The 16,782-nt window shown below is 67.6% G+C and carries 18 protein-coding genes; 12 read left to right on the top strand and 6 right to left on the bottom strand.

The annotated features are described in order from the left end of the window. The first annotated feature begins 8 nt into the window (after window positions 1-8). Genes ACZLZQ_RS06700 through ACZLZQ_RS06690 form a run of 3 tightly spaced genes read left to right on the top strand, consistent with a single transcriptional unit; the run spans window position 9 to window position 3,349 of the window. Window positions 9-1,313 carry an arsenic transporter gene (locus ACZLZQ_RS06700; RefSeq protein ID WP_472948699.1) on the top strand — a complete coding sequence of 435 codons (1,305 nt, stop codon included), beginning with the start codon at window positions 9-11 and terminating at the stop codon, window positions 1,311-1,313. Further along, on the top strand, window positions 1,292-2,497 hold the full coding sequence (locus tag ACZLZQ_RS06695) for an MFS transporter (protein ID WP_472949203.1): 1,206 nt from the start codon (window positions 1,292-1,294) through the stop codon (window positions 2,495-2,497). Before ACZLZQ_RS06700 ends, ACZLZQ_RS06695 begins: the two co-directional genes overlap by 22 nt. A 48-nt stretch (window positions 2,498-2,545) precedes the next feature. Further along, window positions 2,546-3,349, top strand: a complete 804-nt coding sequence (locus ACZLZQ_RS06690) for a sulfite exporter TauE/SafE family protein (protein ID WP_472948698.1) — start codon at window positions 2,546-2,548, stop codon at window positions 3,347-3,349. 10 nt (window positions 3,350-3,359) lie between these two features. Here ACZLZQ_RS06690 and ACZLZQ_RS06685 read toward each other — a convergent pair whose 3' ends face one another. From ACZLZQ_RS06685 to ACZLZQ_RS06665, 5 genes are read right to left on the bottom strand one after another with little or no spacing between them, the layout of a single operon-like run. Continuing rightward, window positions 3,360-3,965 (bottom strand): SCO family protein, encoded by a 606-nt coding sequence (locus tag ACZLZQ_RS06685; protein ID WP_472948697.1) that lies wholly within the window; start codon window positions 3,963-3,965, stop codon window positions 3,360-3,362. Window positions 3,966-3,967: 2 nt separating this feature from the next. Beyond that, window positions 3,968-4,459: a copper chaperone PCu(A)C gene (locus ACZLZQ_RS06680; RefSeq protein WP_472948696.1), complete on the bottom strand. Its 492-nt coding sequence runs from the start codon at window positions 4,457-4,459 to the stop codon at window positions 3,968-3,970. Then, on the bottom strand, window positions 4,456-4,899 hold the full coding sequence (locus ACZLZQ_RS06675; protein WP_472948695.1) for a DUF411 domain-containing protein: 444 nt from the start codon (window positions 4,897-4,899) through the stop codon (window positions 4,456-4,458). The genes ACZLZQ_RS06680 and ACZLZQ_RS06675 overlap by 4 nt, the downstream gene beginning before the upstream one ends. 22 nt (window positions 4,900-4,921) lie before the next feature. After that, complete coding sequence (locus tag ACZLZQ_RS06670; protein ID WP_472948694.1) at window positions 4,922-5,524, bottom strand: methyltransferase family protein; 603 nt, start codon at window positions 5,522-5,524, stop codon at window positions 4,922-4,924. Next, the gene (locus tag ACZLZQ_RS06665) at window positions 5,521-7,683 is read right to left on the bottom strand and encodes a heavy metal translocating P-type ATPase (RefSeq protein ID WP_472948693.1); all 2,163 of its coding nucleotides are present in this window, start codon (window positions 7,681-7,683) and stop codon (window positions 5,521-5,523) included. Before ACZLZQ_RS06665 ends, ACZLZQ_RS06670 begins: the two co-directional genes overlap by 4 nt. Before the next feature lie 68 nt (window positions 7,684-7,751). On the opposite strand from ACZLZQ_RS06665, the gene ACZLZQ_RS06660 reads away from it, so the two are divergent. The 4 genes from ACZLZQ_RS06660 to ACZLZQ_RS06645 all read left to right on the top strand — a co-directional run bounded on the left by ACZLZQ_RS06660 (window position 7,752) and on the right by ACZLZQ_RS06645 (window position 9,871). After that, window positions 7,752-8,174, top strand: coding sequence for a MerR family transcriptional regulator (locus tag ACZLZQ_RS06660; RefSeq protein ID WP_472948692.1), 423 nt, complete (start codon window positions 7,752-7,754; stop codon window positions 8,172-8,174). A 47-nt stretch (window positions 8,175-8,221) separates the two neighbouring features. Then, window positions 8,222-8,545, top strand: coding sequence for a hypothetical protein (locus tag ACZLZQ_RS06655; protein ID WP_472948691.1), 324 nt, complete (start codon window positions 8,222-8,224; stop codon window positions 8,543-8,545). A gap of 88 nt (window positions 8,546-8,633) precedes the next feature. Further along, entirely contained in the window at window positions 8,634-9,377 is a 744-nt protein-coding gene (locus ACZLZQ_RS06650) for a DsbA family protein (RefSeq protein WP_472948690.1), read from the top strand. A 209-nt stretch (window positions 9,378-9,586) separates the two neighbouring features. Continuing rightward, window positions 9,587-9,871, top strand: coding sequence for a HigA family addiction module antitoxin (locus ACZLZQ_RS06645; RefSeq protein ID WP_472948689.1), 285 nt, complete (start codon window positions 9,587-9,589; stop codon window positions 9,869-9,871). A 41-nt stretch (window positions 9,872-9,912) separates the two neighbouring features. Here ACZLZQ_RS06645 and ACZLZQ_RS06640 read toward each other — a convergent pair whose 3' ends face one another. Continuing rightward, window positions 9,913-11,262 (bottom strand): hypothetical protein, encoded by a 1,350-nt coding sequence (locus ACZLZQ_RS06640; RefSeq protein ID WP_472948688.1) that lies wholly within the window; start codon window positions 11,260-11,262, stop codon window positions 9,913-9,915. 392 nt (window positions 11,263-11,654) lie between these two features. Here ACZLZQ_RS06640 and ACZLZQ_RS06635 point away from each other — a divergent pair, with 392 nt between their 5' ends. The 5 genes from ACZLZQ_RS06635 (at window position 11,655) to ACZLZQ_RS06615 (ending at window position 16,309) form a co-directional block, all read left to right on the top strand. Further along, a complete protein-coding gene (locus tag ACZLZQ_RS06635) occupies window positions 11,655-12,665 on the top strand; it encodes a hypothetical protein (protein WP_472948687.1) in 1,011 nt (336 codons plus the stop codon). Between the two features lies 1 nt (window position 12,666). Then, a complete protein-coding gene (locus ACZLZQ_RS06630) occupies window positions 12,667-12,921 on the top strand; it encodes a hypothetical protein (RefSeq protein ID WP_472948685.1) in 255 nt (84 codons plus the stop codon). A gap of 418 nt (window positions 12,922-13,339) precedes the next feature. Further along, window positions 13,340-13,906, top strand: a complete 567-nt coding sequence (locus ACZLZQ_RS06625) for a hypothetical protein (RefSeq protein WP_472948684.1) — start codon at window positions 13,340-13,342, stop codon at window positions 13,904-13,906. Window positions 13,907-13,976: 70 nt separating this feature from the next. Continuing rightward, on the top strand, window positions 13,977-14,321 hold the full coding sequence (locus ACZLZQ_RS06620; protein ID WP_472948683.1) for a hypothetical protein: 345 nt from the start codon (window positions 13,977-13,979) through the stop codon (window positions 14,319-14,321). Then, on the top strand, window positions 14,318-16,309 hold the full coding sequence (locus tag ACZLZQ_RS06615) for an AAA family ATPase (protein WP_472948682.1): 1,992 nt from the start codon (window positions 14,318-14,320) through the stop codon (window positions 16,307-16,309). Before ACZLZQ_RS06620 ends, ACZLZQ_RS06615 begins: the two co-directional genes overlap by 4 nt. Window positions 16,310-16,782: the final 473 nt, after the last annotated feature.

Below are 16,782 nucleotides of genomic sequence, written 5' to 3'. Positions count from 1 at the left end.
GACATTCCATGCTCGCCCTCGCGATCTTCGTCGCTACCCTCGTCTTCGTCATCTGGCAACCGCGGGGTCTCGGCATCGGCTGGTCGGCGCTCGCCGGCGCGGCCGTCGCCCTTGTCACGGGTGTCGTCGGCTGGGCGGACGTCGGCGTCGTCTGGGACATCGTCTGGGACGCGACCTTTACCTTCGTCGCGCTGATCGTCATCTCGCTGATCCTCGACGAGGCCGGGTTCTTCGCCTGGGCCGCACTTCACGTCGCGCGCTGGGGCGGCGGCAACGGACGGCGGCTGTTCCCGCTGGTCGTGCTGCTCGGCGCCGCGATCGCCGCCGTCTTCGCCAACGATGGCGCGGCACTGCTGCTGACGCCGATTGTCCTCGCCATCCTCCTGCGGCTGAACTTCCCGCCCGCCGGGGCTCTTGCCTTCGTCGTCGCCTGCGGCTTCGTCGCCGACACGACGTCGCTCCCGCTCGTGGTGTCGAACCTCGTGAACATCGTCACCGCCAACTACTTCGACATCAGCTTCGGCCGATACGCCGCGGTCATGGTTCCGGTGAACCTCGTCTCGCTGGCGTCGACGCTCCTCGTCCTCTGGCTTTACTTCAGGCGGGACATTCCCGAGCGCTACGACACGTCCGCGCTGGAGGACCCGGGACAGGCAATCAAGGACCGCCAGGTGTTCCGCGCCGCCTTCCCGCTGCTCGGCCTCCTGCTCGTCGCCTACTTCGTCACCGGACCGCTCGGCGTGCCGATCTCGTTCGTGACCGGCGCGGCTGCCGTCGTCCTGATGGCGGTCGCCGGGCGATGGTTCGCGGGGGGGCGTGGTGCCGTCGTGCCACTAGCCAAGGTGCTGCGCGAGGCGCCTTGGCAGATCGTGCTCTTCTCGATCGGCATGTACCTCGTCGTCTACGGTCTCGGGAACGCCGGGCTGACCGACATCGCCGCCGGGGTACTTGTCTGGCTTGGTCAACAGGGCACGTTCGTTGCCACCGTCGGGACGGGCTTCGTCGTGGCAGTGCTCGCCTCCGTCATGAACAACATGCCCGCCACCCTCGTCGGGGCGCTCGCCATCGACCGCGCTGCGCTCGATCCGCTGACGAAGGAGCTGATGGTCTACGCCAACGTCGTCGGCAACGACCTCGGGCCTAAGTTCACGCCCATCGGCAGCCTGGCGACGTTGCTCTGGCTCCACGTCCTTGCGGGCAAGGGGCAGACGATCACCTGGGGCCAGTACATGAAGGTCGGCCTCGTCATCACGCCGCCGGTCCTCCTCGCGACGCTGGTGGCACTGTGGCTCTGGCTCCCGGTCGTCTCGTGAGGCCGCGCTGGCAGGTCATCTCGGCACTCGGCGTCTTCGAGATCCTGGCTTGGGGATCGTCCTACTACCTGCCCGCCGTCCTCGCGCTTCCCATCGCGAAGGAGACGGGGTGGCCGCTGCCGTGGGTGATCGGCGGCGTGAGCGTCGGGCTGCTGGTATCGGCCGCCATCTCTCCTCGGGTCGGCGCGACGATCGGGAAGAACGGCGGGCGCCCGGTCCTCGCCGTCGGTGCCCTGCTACTGGCGTTTGGACTGGCAACCCTCGGCCTCTCACCGAACCTTCCGGTCTTCCTGCTCGGATGGGCCGTCGTCGGTCTCGGGATGGGCATGGGCCTCTACGATCCCGCGTTCGCCACGCTAGGGCGACTCTACGGATCCGACGCTCGATCCGCGATCACGACTTTGACGCTCTGGGGCGGGTTCGCGAGCACGGTCTGCTGGCCCCTGTCCGCCCTGCTGGTGGACCAACTCGGATGGCGCGGCGCGTGCCTCGTCTACGCCGCCCTGCACCTCTGCGTGTCGTTGCCGTTGGCCCTACTATTCGTGCCGTCGCCTGCGGCGCCGGTCATCCGTCGGGCGCATCTCGATCGTCCCGGCCTGCCCGGGCCCGGGGAGCGACGCGCCTACCTTCTCCTGGCGGGGCTTCTCGTCGTCTCCGGAACGATCTTCGGCCTCGTCTCCGTCCACCTCCTGACGCTTCTGCAAGCCCGCGGCGAGACGTTGGCGGCCGCCGTGTCGCTTGGCGCGATGGTCGGCCCGTCGCAGGTCGCCGCGCGCGTCCTCGAGATGGCTGGCCGCGGCCGGCACCATCCTTTGTGGACGCTACGCGTCGCCGTCGTGCTGATCGCGGCGAGTGTGTGCCTTCTGGCCTTCGACACCTTCCCGATCGTGGTGGCGATCGTCCTCTACGGCGCGGGCAACGGCGTCTTCTCGATCGCCCGTGGGACGGTGCCGCTGGCCCTGTTCGGGCCGGACACCTATGCCGTTGTCATGGGACGGCTTGCGCGCCCGGCACTCGTCGCGCAGGCGCTGGCACCTACAGCAGGCGCGGCGATCATCGCCTATGCAGGAACCTCGCAGACGTTCCTCGTCCTCGCCGTGCTCGCTGTCGTCGCCGTCGGACTGGTTTTGTTTCTCCGGGAACAGCAGCCTGCGTCAAAGCCACGCCTGCGGCAGGGGGTATGACGGTCTCGATGGCTCGACAGGCGCTATGTTTCGTCGGATAGATCGCCCATGAGTACGATCGATCCTCCCGTCACCCACAGCCGCCCCGCAGCCTTCGGAGGCGGTGCCGTGATCGGCGCCCTCGGCGGGCTGATCGGCCTCGGCGGGGCCGAGTTCAGGCTCCCGTTGCTCATCGGCTTGTTCCGCTTCGCGGCGCTGGAGGCCGTCATCCTGAACAAGGCCATGAGCCTCGTCGTCGTTGCCAGCGCGCTCCCCTTCCGAGCGGGAACGGTGCCGTTCGGCCAGATCGCCGCACACTGGCCCATCGTCCTTAACCTGCTCGCCGGAAGCCTGCTGGGGGCGTGGCTCGGGGCTGGCTGGGCGACGCGGCTCCGGTCGGAGACGCTGTACCGGATCATCGCGGTCCTGCTCGTGGCGATCGCCGGCATCCTGCTCGTCGGGCACGAGCTGACCGCGGGGCAGCCCCTCGTGACAGGCTGGGCGCAGGTGGTCGCCGGCGTCGTCGCCGGGTTCGGGATCGGCGTCGTCGCGTCCCTCCTAGGGGTCGCCGGCGGCGAACTCCTGATCCCGACGCTGGTCCTCCTGTTCGGCGCCGACATCAAGCTCGCCGGGAGCTTGTCGCTCGCCGTGAGCCTGCCGACGATGATCGTCGGGTTCACCCGCTACAGCCGGGACCAGAGCTTCGCGGTATTGGGCCGGAACAGGACGTTCCTACTCGTCATGGCCGCTGGCTCGGTCGTCGGCACGTTCATCGGGGGGCGGCTGCTCGGGATCATTCCGGAAGGCATCCTGCTGCCTGGCCTAGCGGCAATCCTGCTCATCTCGGCCTGGAAAGTGTGGCGGCACGTCTAGTGTCGACCGTTCAGGCCTTCGTCGCCAGCAGCCGTTCCACCTTCTGCCGCCGCACCTTCATGGCTTCGTGCATGTCGAGCGTCCCGACAAAGCCGCCGTCGCGGTCGTAGAGGTAGACCCCGGCCGAGTGGTCGACCGTGTAGTCGCCACCCTCCGTCGGCACCTTCTTCCGGTAGGCCTTGAAGGCGCTGAACGCCCGGTCGACCTCTGCCTCCGGACCCGTCAACGCGACGATCCTCGGGTCGAAGGACTGGAGGTAGGCATTCAACACTTCGGGCGTGTCCCGTTCGGGATCTCCGCTGACCAGCATCACCTGCAAGTCGCCGCCCCGTTCGCCGAGATCGGCGAGGAGCACCGACAGTTCGGCGAGCGTCGTCGGGCAGATGTCGGGGCAGTGCGTAAAGCCGAAAAACACGGCAACGGGCTTACCCCGGAAGTCGGACCACGTCCTCGGGCGTCCTTTGTGGTCGACCAGCGCGAACTCGCCCCCGATGGGGACCGACACGGAGGCTGGGCTGGTGCCAGACCTCATGTCGAACTGCATGACGGTGCCGATGACGACGAACATCGACATCGCGCCTGCGAGGCCCCAGAGGATGTAGCGAAGTCCCGCCAAGGTCACTTGGCATGACCCTCATGCGGAGGCGCGGCGGCCGCGGCACCGAAGCCCTCGACCGAGAACCTGACTGGGACGGACCCGGCATGCTCGAAAACGAGGGTGCCGTCGAACGAAGCGCCCTTCACGATCGGCTCCTTGAGGTCGAGCAGCATGACGTGCGTGCCGCCGGAAGCGAGGTCCACGGTCGCCCCGGGTGTGAGAACGATGCCGCCCTCGACGCGTCGCATGCGGGCGACGCCGTTCTCGACGGTCGTGGCATGGATCTCGAAGCGCCCGGCTACGGTCGCGGTCCCGCCGACCAGTCGATCCGGCTCGGTCCCGTCGTTGCGGATCGAGAGGTAGCCAACCCCAACCTTCGCGTTCGGCGGCGTCGGGCGAGAGGACGGATGGTCGATCGTGAGGCTGCCGGCCTTGAACTCGTGCCCGCTGGCCGGCCCGAGCAGGACGGCAAAGCCAAGGGCGGTCGCCGTCGCGGCCGTGAGGAACCTCACTTCGGGTACCGCGCGAACACTGTCGACGTGCCGTCGCGCGCGACGAGGAGCACCTCGTAGGGCTCGCCGCTCGTCCCCATGCCCGGGCTGCCCATCGGCATGTCGGGCACGGCAAGGCCGATCGCGTCCGGCTTCTCCACGAGCAGGCGCTTGACCTCCGCCGCCGGGACGTGGCCCTCGACGACGTAGCCGCCGACGAAGCCCGTATGGCACGAGGTCTGTCCCGGCTTCAGTCCGGCACCCGTCTTCTTCGCCTGGAGATCGGCCATGGCGAGATTCTCGTTCGAGACCTCGAACCCGGCCTCCTCGAGGTGCTTCATCCAACCGATGCAGCAGCCGCAGCCCGACGTCGAGAACACGTCGACGGTCTCCGCTGCCATGACAGTCGTGGACAGGAGCGCCAGGGCGCCGGCGAGGAACGTCGTCCGCTTGGACATCATGGCTTCGTTCTTCCCTAGGTCTTCAGATCCAGCGCCGGACGGCGCTTCGGTAGGCGACGTATACCGGACCGAACGAGTGCTGAAGGAAGCGCTCCTCGTCCCGGACCTGGATCTCGCAGGCGATCCAGAAGGAGACCGCGCAGGCGATCATCGCGGGCGACGGGACCGCCACCGCCAGTCCGACCGCCATCGCGAGCATCCCGAGGAACACGGGATTGCGAGACAGGCCAAATAAACCCGTCGTGACCAGCGCGTCAGGTGCCATCTCCGGGACGCCGACTCGCCATCGACGCCCCATGTCCCCCTGGGCGAACAGCGTCAGGGCCTGTCCGCCCATGGCCAGCACCAACCCGGCAAGGCGTACGATCAAGGCCTCGCCCGCCATCGAATTGAGGAACGGCGTGGTGGCTCCTATTGCATACGCCACGAGCGCCAGGGCGGCACCGACGATCGATCCGGCGAACAGCAGCCGCGCGAGCCGCTGGCGGACGCTCTGCCCGAAGCCGTAGGCACGGCTGCCGATGGAGGCCGACGTCCGACGGGTGGCGAGCGCCAGCAAGGCCGCGGTGACGATCAGCACGATAGGCGGGCCGAACCGCAGGAGTGGCTCGACGGCTTCGTTCACCGCGGCTTCCATCCGAGCAGCCGCATGGCGTTGGCGGTGACGAGGACGGTGGCGCCCGTATCGGCGAGGATGGCCGGCCAGAGGCCCGTGATGCCGACCACGGTCGTGACGAGGAACACAGCCTTCAGGCCGAGCGCGATGGCGATGTTCGTCCGGATGTTGCCCATGACGCTCTTCGACAGCGCGATCATGTCCGGGATGTCCTTGACCCGTCCGTGCAGCACGGCGGCGTCCGCCGTCTCCAGCGCGACGTCGGTCCCACCGCCCATGGCGATGCCGATGTCGGCGGCGGCGAGCGCTGGCGCGTCGTTGATGCCGTCGCCGATCTTGGCGACCGTGAAGCCCTCCGCCTGAAGCTCGCGCACGATACGCTGCTTGTCCTGCGGCAGGAGCTCGGCGCGCGCCTCGATCCCAAGCCCGGCGGCGACCGCCTCGGCAGTGCGCCTGTTGTCGCCCGTCAGCATGACGGTCCGGATGCCCGACGCCTTGAGGCTAGCGAGCCCCTCCACCGCATCCGGCCGTGCCTCGTCGCGCATGGCGATGAAGCCCGCCACGGCACCATCGACGACCACCACCGACACCGTCTTGCCCTCGGCGTTCAAAGCCGCGATCGCATCCGTCTGCTCGGCCGAGACGGTCGTGCGCTTGGCGGCCGCCTGCGGCGATCCGAGGAACACCCGCTCCCCGCCGACGCCGCCCTCGATGCCCTCGCCGGGAACCGCGTTCGCGTCGAAGGACGGCGGGGTCGGAACCTTGTCGGCATTGGCGCGATCGAGGATCGCTACCGCAAGCGGATGGCTGGAGCCCTTCTCGAGCGCCGCCGCCAGCGAGAGGACGTAAGGTCCGGTGCGGCTGCCCGCGACGATGTCGGTGACGACGGGCTTACCCGCCGTTAGCGTGCCCGTCTTGTCGAAGGCAATCGCGGTGATCGCGCCGAGGCTTTCCAGCACGGCGCCGCCCTTCATCAGAAGGCCACGGCGGGCGCCCGCCGACAGGCCGGCGGCGATGGCCGCGGGCGTCGAGATCACCAGTGCGCAGGGGCAGCCGATCAGCAAGATGGCGAGGCCCTTGTAGATCCATTCGTCCCAGCTCCCGCCGAAGGCGAGCGGCGGGACGACGGCCACCAAGGCACCGACGGCGAGCACTGCTGGCGTGTAGACCTTCGAGAAGCGGTCGATGAAGCGCTCGGTCGGCGACTTCGACTCCTGCGCCTCCTCGACCAATCGAACGACGCGCGCGATCGTGTTGTCGGAGGCCGCAGCCGTCACCCGGACGCGTAGCACGCCGCCAGCATTGATCGTGCCGGCGAAGACGGGATCGCCCACGACCTTGCGCTTCGGCACGCTCTCGCCCGTCACCGGCGCCTCGTCGATCTCGCTCGCCCCTTCCGTGATCGTCCCGTCGGCGGGAACGCGGTCCCCCGGACGCACCAGGATGATCGCACCGACGAGAAGGCTCTCGGCAGGCACCTCGGTCGTCTCGCCGTTCGCCTCCACGATCGCGGTCTTCGGCACGAGCGCGGTCAGGCCCTGGATGCTGGCCCGGGCACGTCCGGCGGCGACGCCCTCCAGCATCTCGCCGACGAGGAACAGGAGGACGACAGTCGCGGCCTCCTCCTCGGCTCCGATGAAAACGGCGCCGATGGCGGCGATCGACATCAGCGTCTCGATCGAGAAGGGCGTGCCGAAGCGGGCGGCCGTGATCGCGCGCCAGGCGACGGGGACGAGGCCGACGGCAAGTGCCGCGAGGAATGCCGGACGTTCGAGCGAGGGAACGAGATGGCCGAGGATGTAGGCGACAACGAGGGCTGCGCCGCAGGCCGCCGTCAGCCGTGCCTTGCGCGTCCGCCACCAGGGCAACCCAGCCTCGCTCGGATCGTCGTGGGTATGGCTGGCATGATCGTGTCCGTCAGCCTCAGGACTGTCCGGTGCCCGGTCAACGGCAGCCTCGGCGCCATATCCAAGGTTCCTGACCTGTTTCACCACGGCGGTGCCGTCGAAGCCATCGGCGTGGCTGACCTTGACCGTTCCCGCAGACACGGAGACGGCGACGTCCTTTACCCCCGGAAGCCGACGGATCGCGGTGTCGACCTTGTTGCCGCAGGCGGCACAGTCCATCCCGGTCACCCGATAGCGACTTTCGTTCGTCACGGCGCTCATGACGCTCTCCTTGCATCGATCTCGACGCAGGCTTACTTCCTCAAGTGGCTAGAGGAGCAAGCGGAAAAATGACGAAGGGCGTTCCGATCGGAGAGGCGTCGCGCGCAAGTGGCATCAAGGTGCCGACGATCCGCTACTACGAACAGATCGGCCTCCTGCCGACGCCACCGCGGACGGAGGGCAACCGCCGCCTCTACGACCCGGCAGACCTGCGCCGCCTGCGCTTCATCCGCCATGCCCGCGAGCTTGGCTTCGAGGTCGGCCCCATCCGCGAACTGCTCGCGCTTGCGGGCGAGCCGGACCGTCCCTGCGAGAGCGCGGACCGGATCGCGACGGCGCATCTCGCCGACATCGACCACAAGATCGCGCGGCTGACGGCGCTGCGCGCGGAGGTCGCGCGGATGGCCGACTGCACGAACCAGTCGGTTGCCGAGTGCCGGGTGATCGAGGTGCTCGGCGACCATGGCGAATGCCTGCATGCCACCCATTGAGGCTCCTTCCTGTTGACGTCGCAGCCTTGGTCAGGATCATGGCACGCATGAAGTTTGCCGCCCTCGCGCTTGTCCTGCTGGCCTCCCTCTTCGCTTCCCTCACCCATGGGATGGCGGCAGCCCCGGCTTGCGTCGAGATGCTGGCGGTCGAGGGCCATGCAGACGTGGATAGCGGCGACGCGTCCGAAGCCGACGGCGCCGCTGCCTCCCCGGACGACGCACACTGCGGTTTTGGGATGATGGCAAGCCGAGGAGCGCTTGTCGGCCCTCGCGACCTTACTGTCGCCTGCGTCGGCGGCCACCCTGCCGATCTCCTCCTCGGGCGGGACCGCATGCCCGATCAGCGTCCTCCGGACCTCACGCGGATCTGAAGCTCGGCCGCCACATCGGCCGGACCAGCCATCCCCGTCACCTACGACAGCCGCAGCGCGGCCGCTCGCGCCATTCCAGGACCATACCATGACCCGAACCACCAACGGCGCCCGCCAGCGCCTGCGCCCGCTTGCCCTCGCCGTGATCGCCGCCGCCGTTCTGGCGCTTGCCGGGTGCTCGGACGAAAAGTCGTCGCCGACCGTAGCGGCTGGCGATGTACCGCCGCCTGCCACACAGGCACAGGCCGCCCCGACCTCCGTCGCCCCCGCGCCCGACGGCGAGGTCGACGTGGCCGCGCTGATGTCGGGCCAAGTGCTGCCCGACGTCGTCGTCGGCCGTCCCGACGCGCCGATCACCATCGTCGAGTATGCGTCGATGACCTGCGACCACTGCGCCGCCTTCCACGCGAACACATACCCGAGCCTCAAGCGGGACTACCTCGACACGGGCAAGGCCAAGCTGATCGTGCGCGAGTTCCCGTTCGACCCCCGCGCCGTCGCCGCGTTCATGCTGGCGCGCTGCACGCCCGGCGACAACGGCCGGACGGCAATGGTCGACACCCTCTTCGCGCAAGGCGAGAGCTGGGCGCATGCGGAGAACGCGTCGGAGAAGCTGCTGGCGATCGCGAAGATGGCGGGGATGACGAACGACACGTTCAAGGCCTGCCTGTCGGACACCGAGCTCCAGTCGAAGGTCGTGGCGACGAAGGACCGCGGCGAGAACGAGTTCGGCGTGGACTCCACACCGACCTTCTTCATCGACGGCAAGAAGTACCGAGGTGCCCTGCCGCCCGAGCAGATGGCGGCGATCCTCGACGCGGCGGGAAGGTAGGCCGGAAACCCTCAGCGCCCTTCCGCTGCTGTGGAAGGCCCTGGCGTGGTCCCGTGGCGGCGGCTCCGCCTGCGTTCTGGGACGATCCGGGTTATCCTGACAGGAAACAACGAAGTCGCACCTCCGCCCGACGACATCGGTTCGCGCTTGCGACTTTCGCATTTCGATCCTGGCAGTCGCAGGACCACCCCCCCCACAGGAAACGGTAAATGGCCACGATCCACCACGAAGCCTGGCAGCCTGACTGGGCGACACACCCTGGTGAGCATCTCGCTGAACACCTCAAGGAGCGGGGCGTGTCCAGCGCGGAGTTCGCCCGACTTTCGGGCATTTCGCCCGAACTCATTGCCGCGATCGTCGCTGAATCCGCACCCGTCACCCCGGAGATCGCCTCGAAGCTACAGCATTCCTTGGGGCTGAAGGCCGACGTCTGGCTGTCGCTACAGACGGCATGGGAGCGGCATCAGGCTAGCGAAGCCAAACGGGCCAACTGACGGCCCGAAGCATCCCGAGCCTGAGATCCGCCGCCCAGCCGTCAGGCCGCGTGCGACGCCGCGTTGGGCTGGGGCAGAGTGGGTGATCCCCAGTCGCCGAGCAGCTTGCAACGCATCACGGACCGCACGGCTACCTTCGCGGTCTCCTCGTCGAGCGAGCGGATGTTCTTCAGGACGGCGGCGGGGGCACCCGATGCCTTCGCGATCGACGCGAGCCTCTTCGGATCGGCGTGGTCGGCCTTGAGATAGCCGTTCGCGAACGCGTTCTCGACTAGGAACGAGCGGTCGCCCTCCCTGACCGCGATGCGGGCGAGCAGACACAGTTTCTCGACGTTCTCGGCAGCCGCCGCCGGACGCAGGCGGTCGAAGAGGGTCGAACCGTCCGCCGCGAGGAAGTCGTCGTCCTCGTCGACACCGAGGATGTCCGCCTTGTCCTGCCCGTCCAGATGGATTGCCTCGGCGTCGAGCCGGGCGACGACCCACTTGGTGACGGTGTCGTGCGTCTCGTCGCCCGCAAGCGAGGGATCGTCCGTCGCCGCCCGCGCCGCAGCCGCGTACGGGTATTCGGCGTGCAGTATCGGCTGGCCGTCCAGCATGTAGCGGTAGGCGAACCCGCCGTCCGGACCGTCGTCCTCTTGCCAAGAAGCCGGGCCGAAGGCGTTGTGGACGATGTCCCGGTCGTCCAGCACGACGGCGCCGTCGTCCAGCTCCCACTCCCCTGCGCCGAGCGGCAGGTCGATGGCGTCGGGACTGTTCATCAGGCGCGCCTGGATGGCCATCGGGCCGCTGAGGCCCGATGGCATGTTCGTCTTGGAGACGTAGTCGATCACGCCGTCGGTGCCGATCAGGGCGGTGCCGATCCGGCGTCCGGACTTGCCCCTCAACGAGGCGAGGATCGTCTGCCCCTCGTCGGGTTCGTGGTCGTGCCCCATGGCCTTCTGGTCATCCTCGATCTCTGACTCCTCGGTTAGCCAGCGCCAGCTCTTGCCGTCGAGCTCGTCGTGGAGATGGATGCCGACCTCCACTGTCGGTGCCAAGGTGAAGGAAGTTCGGTTGCCGCGGGCAAGGGCGCGTTCGCAGGCGGCAGTGATCGTCTCGACCGTCGTCCTGACGGAACGGGCGAGCACCTCGTCCCCGAGTTCGGCCGGCCCGCCTCCGCAGTCGATGCGCAGGACACCGTCGGACCCGATGCCGAGGATGGCCACTGCCCTTCCCGTACCGGGGCGGACGGTCAGGTTGCCCGTCTTCATGGACAGCTCGAGAGTGTCGTCACCCATCTTTGCCCTCGCGGTCGTGGCATCCGCCGAAATCCTGAAGACCGACGTGGGCGACTTGCCCCAGTCGGCGAGGGCGTTCGCGATCACTGCGGAAAAAGCTTCGGTGACGGACATGGCTGATCTCCTGTTTCAACGAAGGCCACCATCGAACGTGGCAACCGACAACCGTCGTGACGGCACAACGGCACAACGGAGTGCTGACATGACAGCATGGGGCAGTGCCTTCATGTAGTCATGCCACCCGTCTGGCATGTAGGCATGTAGGCAGCGCCATTAGCCCTCGTATAGATGTCCAAACGTTCCTGATTTGACGTGATGAACTATGGTGCCCACGTCAAATTTGTTTTGATGGTCGAATGGACTCCGAAAGATGCATTCGTTATCAACGTCGGAAGTCGTCACCAAAGACGGCATGTACTATCAGCGAACGCATGGATTGTGTCGGACCGTGCGACATGCGGTCGTCCGCGCCGACCCGTCCAGACCGCTGCGAGAGAGGTGCCACCATGAAGAGGGTCCGCCGCCTTCCCGCCATTCAGAACCCGGGGGAGCGGTCGTTCTTCGCCCGCGGGGTCATCCGCGACCTGACGAGGGCGCTCGAGGTCGCGACCGTCAAGGTCGAGAGGTTCGAGGCCACCGGAGACGCCGAGGTGGCGGTTTCCGCCATGCTTCATCTCGAGCGCGAGATGAAGCTGGCCGCCGAGAGCAGCTCGTTCGTCAAGCGGATGGTTGGTTTGACCGCCGCCGAGGAACGGTCGCGATCGTTGAGACGGGCGTACGCCGCGCGCATCGAACGTCAGTGGTCAGAGTGGGAGGCGGAGGTTCACGAGCCGTCGAACGCGGACCGGGAGAACACGTTCGTCGAGCCTGTGCCCGACGACTCCGTTGCCGTTTTCTGGCGAGGCAAGCGCGTCGGGTATGTCGACATCCGGCAGCTCTACGACGACGGCGGAAGACGGATTCCCGGCGAGGTGGGGTACTGGGTGAGGGATCCGTTCCATGTCACGCTCAAGCGCCCGTTCTACGAGAGCTGCGGGGACGCCGTGGATCGCCTGCTCGAGGAGATGCGCGACAGGGTTCTCGACGCGACCGCAGGCAAGCCGATCCCGATCGCCGCAGCCGCCCCCGTCTCGGGCGAAGCGACCGAAGCGGTTTCCTTGATCGTTGCCGGGGATCGCGTGGAGCGGATCGCCGCCCATGCCGGAAACGTCGTAAGGCATCTGGAGGAGTCCACGGAGCTTGCGAACAAGCTCATCTCGGCCTTCGTCCGACTGCGAAATCCCGGTCCGATCAAAGCGGCGGTCGATCAAATCAGGCAGCACGCCCTCGATGCCGCGGATCAGGCGGAAGACATCGCGAGGATCATCGAAGCCACGGATGAGACGGAATGGAAACGCCCGCCCCCGGACCTCGGCAAGGGGTCGCCCGAAAAGGAAGCGGAGCTTGCGGACCACTTCGCGAAGGCCTTCAATGCCGTCAGGAGAACCGTCGATCCCGACCTGGACTTGGGATCGTAGGATGCCGCAGCTCACTTTGCTCGATACACTGAAGGCGGCACGGGAATACGTCGTCGACGCAGTGGAGGAGGCGGAGCGTCAGGTCGCCATGTACGACGGATACCCGACGCTGGGTCCGAGACACCGTACGGCGCTGATGGACGCACGGACAACGCTCGCTGCGGTCGAAGCCGCCATCGCCGACCTGGCTGGAACGGAGGCGAACCACACGCCGGAACCTACCGACAAAAGCCGAGGGAGTTCGCAAGATTCCTGAAGTTCCGGCCGCCCTTCCAAGATGCGTCAACCAAGAGGCCGATCGTTGCCCGCCGACGGTAGATGTCGTACCGCTCTCGAAGAGTGGCGCTCCGCCCCCGCGACGAACGTTCCTTGTCGTCGGTCGGAAATTATTGGCGACCTTCAAGATTTCTGTTGACGCCGAAGGGCGGTTCATTGTTTGTTCACCCCCATGAGCAAGCAGGCCAACCCTTCTCGGCAGACACGGCGCACGACGCCCGCCGATGGCATGCGCCTGCTCGGCCTTCCCATACGCATACGCTGATTTCCTCGCCCTCAGGAGATTGAGCGGACGCGTGGCTTAGCCCGTCCGCAAGCGGACGAGCGTGCCCATGGCCCAGACGCTGCCTACCCGATTTGATCCCGTCCCAACGGTCCGCCGGGCATCCCGCGCCGACTTGGAGACATCGGTCTTCGACCCCCGCCACACCGTCCGCTGCGTCGGCGAGGCCCGCTTCCGCTCGCAGGACAGTCGTGACGTCGCCTGCTTGCTCGACGTCGACCCCCAAGTGTCGGGTTGGTCCTGCCTGCCCGCTCCGCTCGTATCCGGCGACCGTGTCCTCCCGGTGGACTTCGAGGTGCACGGGGTGGACGGCGTCGAGTACCTCGCGGTCGTGGCGGCACGGGCCGACGGCGCTCCGCCCTGGGCATCGGAAGCGGCCATCGAACGTGGAGCCACGCTCCGGCTCGTTGCCGCAGCCGACCTGGCTGGCGACCGCCTCGAGAACAGCCGTGAACTCCTGCGCTATGCGCGGTGGCGCGTGTCCCTGTCGGACCGGATCCGCCTACTGGCCGCCCTCGACCAAGAGGGATCGATGACGCTCGTCGAGTGCATGTCCGCCGTCTGGAACGCCATGGACCCCATAGGCGTCGTCGCCGCCCTCGCGCTCCGGCGCTTCCTCGAGATCGACCTTGATTCAGGTCCGCTCGGACCCGAGACACGGGTCACCCGCTTCCGCGGCTGACCAACCCTCCGACACTCCCCTTTCACCACGCGGCCGCCTGATCGGCGCCCGCGACCGGGACATCCATGCCATGGCCATCGTCATCTCGCCGCAGGGCGACATCCTCCACCTCGAGGACCATCTCGAACGCCTGAAGGGCCTCGTCGCCGACATCGAGGGCCTGAAGTCCGGCAAACATCCGGACGTCGGCCGCATCGAGGGCACCGCCTACATCCGCGACTGGACACTCGACAGCCGTCCCGCGCCGTGTCTCCGCGGCCACTTCGAGGGACATCCCAAGATCAGGTCGGGGCGCATGGGCGTGACCTCGGATCTCTGGATCATCGCTCCGGACCACGGATACGCACGCACGCTCTCACGTTGGTACCAGCTCGGCCCCCGCGCGGACGGCCACGACGGGAGCGGACGGCGGTGACGGCCCTCTCCCTCCTTCGACAGGCCGCGCGCACCGTCGCCGCGTCCAAGGTGAAGCAGTTGCCTGCCCACCGCCCGGCCCCGTCCGTCATGGTGGCCCGTGCCCTGATCGTCGGCGGTCTGCGCCGCGCCGGGCTTCACCACGTGGTGCTTCGTGAACCCGCCACCGTCGGTTTCGTCGGCGTGGATGAAGGATCGCTCGATGCCTTCTCCACCGCCGCGCGGAGCGTCATGCAAGCCGAGCTCGTCGGAAGTTTGGGTTACGACGTGTGCATCTATGACCGGACCGGAACGCGTCGGAAGGACCGCTCCAGCCTCCGCTCGGTCGTGATGGACGCGATCAAGGCGGGCGAGCGCGCGGCTGTCTTCTTCAGCACAGTCGAGGACGTACCCGCCGTCTTCGTTGCCTCGGCGGAGGGCGTGGTCACGCTCGACCCGGTCGGTCGTCGCCTCCTTCGCGCTGTCTTCATGATGACCGTCGGGCGCGCACCCGGACCTGAGGGGCTCGACCTGATCGCAAGCCTTCCGCTCGACCTCCTGGACAGCATCATCGTCAGGGGCCGGAGCGTCGAGAGGAGCCTCGACGTGGCCCGCAAGCTGCACGCGGCCATGGAGGACATGGCCAAGGCCGCCCCGCCAGCGGACGCTCCCGCGTCCGAGACGGACGACGACGGTCCGCGTCTCGAGGATCTGTCCGGACTCGGCGATGTCGGAGAGTGGGCGTTCGACCTCGTGCGGGATCTCGGCGACTTTCGTCGTGGGGCGATCCCTTGGATGGATGTCGACCGGGGAATTCTCATCGCCGGGCCGCCCGGCGTCGGCAAGACCATGGTCGTCGGCGCCATCGGGAGATCCTGCGGCTTGCCTGTCCACGTTCATTCCGCGGCACGCTGGCAGGCAAAGGGCCACCTCGGAGACTATCTGAAAGCCATGCTCGCGGCGTTCACGGCAGCCAAGGCCAGCGCACCGTGCATCCTCATGCTCGACGAAACAGATTCCTGCGGGTCGCGCGAGGAACGTGATGAAAACAATGCGTCGTACAACCGCCAAGCCATCAATGGCCTGTTGGAGCAGCTCGACGGCGCGGCGAAGAGGGAGGGCGTCGTCGTGATCGGCTGCACCAACAACCCGTCTGCCATCGATCCCGCAATCCTGAGACCCGGCCGACTGGAGCGCGTGGTGTACCTGAGGCACCCAGACGCCAAGGCACGCACCGGGATCTTGCGGTTCCACCTCGGCGACGCGCTCGAGACGACAGACGTGCGTCCGCTGGCCGATCGCCTGCATGGCGCGACGGGTGCGGACATCGAGATGCTCGTGCGCGACGCCCGCCGTCGTGCACGCAAGCGGGGGGAAGCGATGACCATCGCCGACGTCGAGGCCGGACTGGCTCCGGAGGAACTCCAGTCGGACGCTCTCTTCCGTCGGGTCTGCCTGCATGAGAGCGGGCACCTCGTCGTCGGGTCCGTGCTCGCGGACGAGTCCGGCAGCGACCCGATCGAGGCACGTGTCGACCGCCGCCTCGTCGATGGCTCGGCCGGACACACGCTGTTCGTCCGCAGGCCCGGCTTCGACCGGACGAGGGAAAGTCACCTGGCCGAGATCACGACCCTCGTCGCCGGGCTGGCGGCGGAGGAAGAGATCCTGGGGAGCCGCGGGGACGGTGCGGGAGGAGGAACGGGCGGCGACCTGCGCAAGGCGACCGGGATCGCCACCGCGATCGAGGCTTCGCTCGGCCTCGGGGACACGCTGCTGCACAGGGCAGCGGCACGCGACGATCCCGACGCCATCCTCCAGAACGACCCCGGCCTGCGTCGGCGTGTCGACGCGACGTTGGACGAATGCTTCTCGCGTGCGCGCGCCACGGTCCGCGCGCGCGTCCAGGACATCGAGCGCGCGGCGCAAGAACTCGCAACGACAGGAACGTCGCGATTCCTTCTTCCCGTCGAAACGCTCCGCTCGGAGGGCGAGGCTGAAGGAAATGGCTAAAGCGGCCGAAAACCAGGGATTCATAGGAAAAAATCCTCTCCGGGCTCGGTCAAGTTGCGAGTGCGAATGTCGCCTGGCTGGAGGATTCAGCGGTACCCGCCGCCACCGCCCGCGGATCTTGGTGCCGTCGAAGGAATCGATAGATCGAGACCTTGGGCGGCATGGCCGGACGGTGCCCCTGGACCTTGGACCACAAGGTCGTCGGGGCACCGTCCGAGAATGCCGGACGCGTCGAAGGAAGAGACGCGTCCCGCCGACAACGACCCGTCCGCCTCACGGCGGGCGGAACGCGACGACACAGTGACCCCTCACCCTGTCGTCGCCGCCGATCCGGTCACGTGGTCGCCCCGAGGGCCCTGTCATGCGTCCGGTTCGGCGGTGCCGATGAAGAGAACCTTAAAGTCTGAACCTTGCGCCGATCCGGGCAACCGCACGGCGGGAGCGATCGAGACGACCAGGTTGCCGATGACTCC

The organism is Mesocryomonas lacus (genome assembly GCF_055730105.2).
The sequence above is the reverse complement of the archived record's forward strand: the minus strand, read 5'-3'. Positions and strand labels throughout refer to the sequence as shown.

Coding starts and splice junctions, on each gene's coding strand:
- ACZLZQ_RS06650 (WP_472948690.1), top strand. CDS start 8,634: ATGACCCGAACCACCAACGGCGCCCGCCAGCGCCTGCGCCCGCTTGCC.
- ACZLZQ_RS06700 (WP_472948699.1), top strand. CDS start 9: ATGCTCGCCCTCGCGATCTTCGTCGCTACCCTCGTCTTCGTCATCTGG.
- ACZLZQ_RS06690 (WP_472948698.1), top strand. CDS start 2,546: ATGAGTACGATCGATCCTCCCGTCACCCACAGCCGCCCCGCAGCCTTC.
- ACZLZQ_RS06655 (WP_472948691.1), top strand. CDS start 8,222: ATGAAGTTTGCCGCCCTCGCGCTTGTCCTGCTGGCCTCCCTCTTCGCT.
- ACZLZQ_RS06635 (WP_472948687.1), top strand. CDS start 11,655: ATGAAGAGGGTCCGCCGCCTTCCCGCCATTCAGAACCCGGGGGAGCGG.
- ACZLZQ_RS06665 (WP_472948693.1), bottom strand. CDS start 7,683: ATGAGCGCCGTGACGAACGAAAGTCGCTATCGGGTGACCGGGATGGAC.
- ACZLZQ_RS06630 (WP_472948685.1), top strand. CDS start 12,667: ATGCCGCAGCTCACTTTGCTCGATACACTGAAGGCGGCACGGGAATAC.
- ACZLZQ_RS06640 (WP_472948688.1), bottom strand. CDS start 11,262: ATGTCCGTCACCGAAGCTTTTTCCGCAGTGATCGCGAACGCCCTCGCC.
- ACZLZQ_RS06620 (WP_472948683.1), top strand. CDS start 13,977: ATGGCCATCGTCATCTCGCCGCAGGGCGACATCCTCCACCTCGAGGAC.
- ACZLZQ_RS06645 (WP_472948689.1), top strand. CDS start 9,587: ATGGCCACGATCCACCACGAAGCCTGGCAGCCTGACTGGGCGACACAC.
- ACZLZQ_RS06675 (WP_472948695.1), bottom strand. CDS start 4,899: ATGATGTCCAAGCGGACGACGTTCCTCGCCGGCGCCCTGGCGCTCCTG.
- ACZLZQ_RS06660 (WP_472948692.1), top strand. CDS start 7,752: ATGACGAAGGGCGTTCCGATCGGAGAGGCGTCGCGCGCAAGTGGCATC.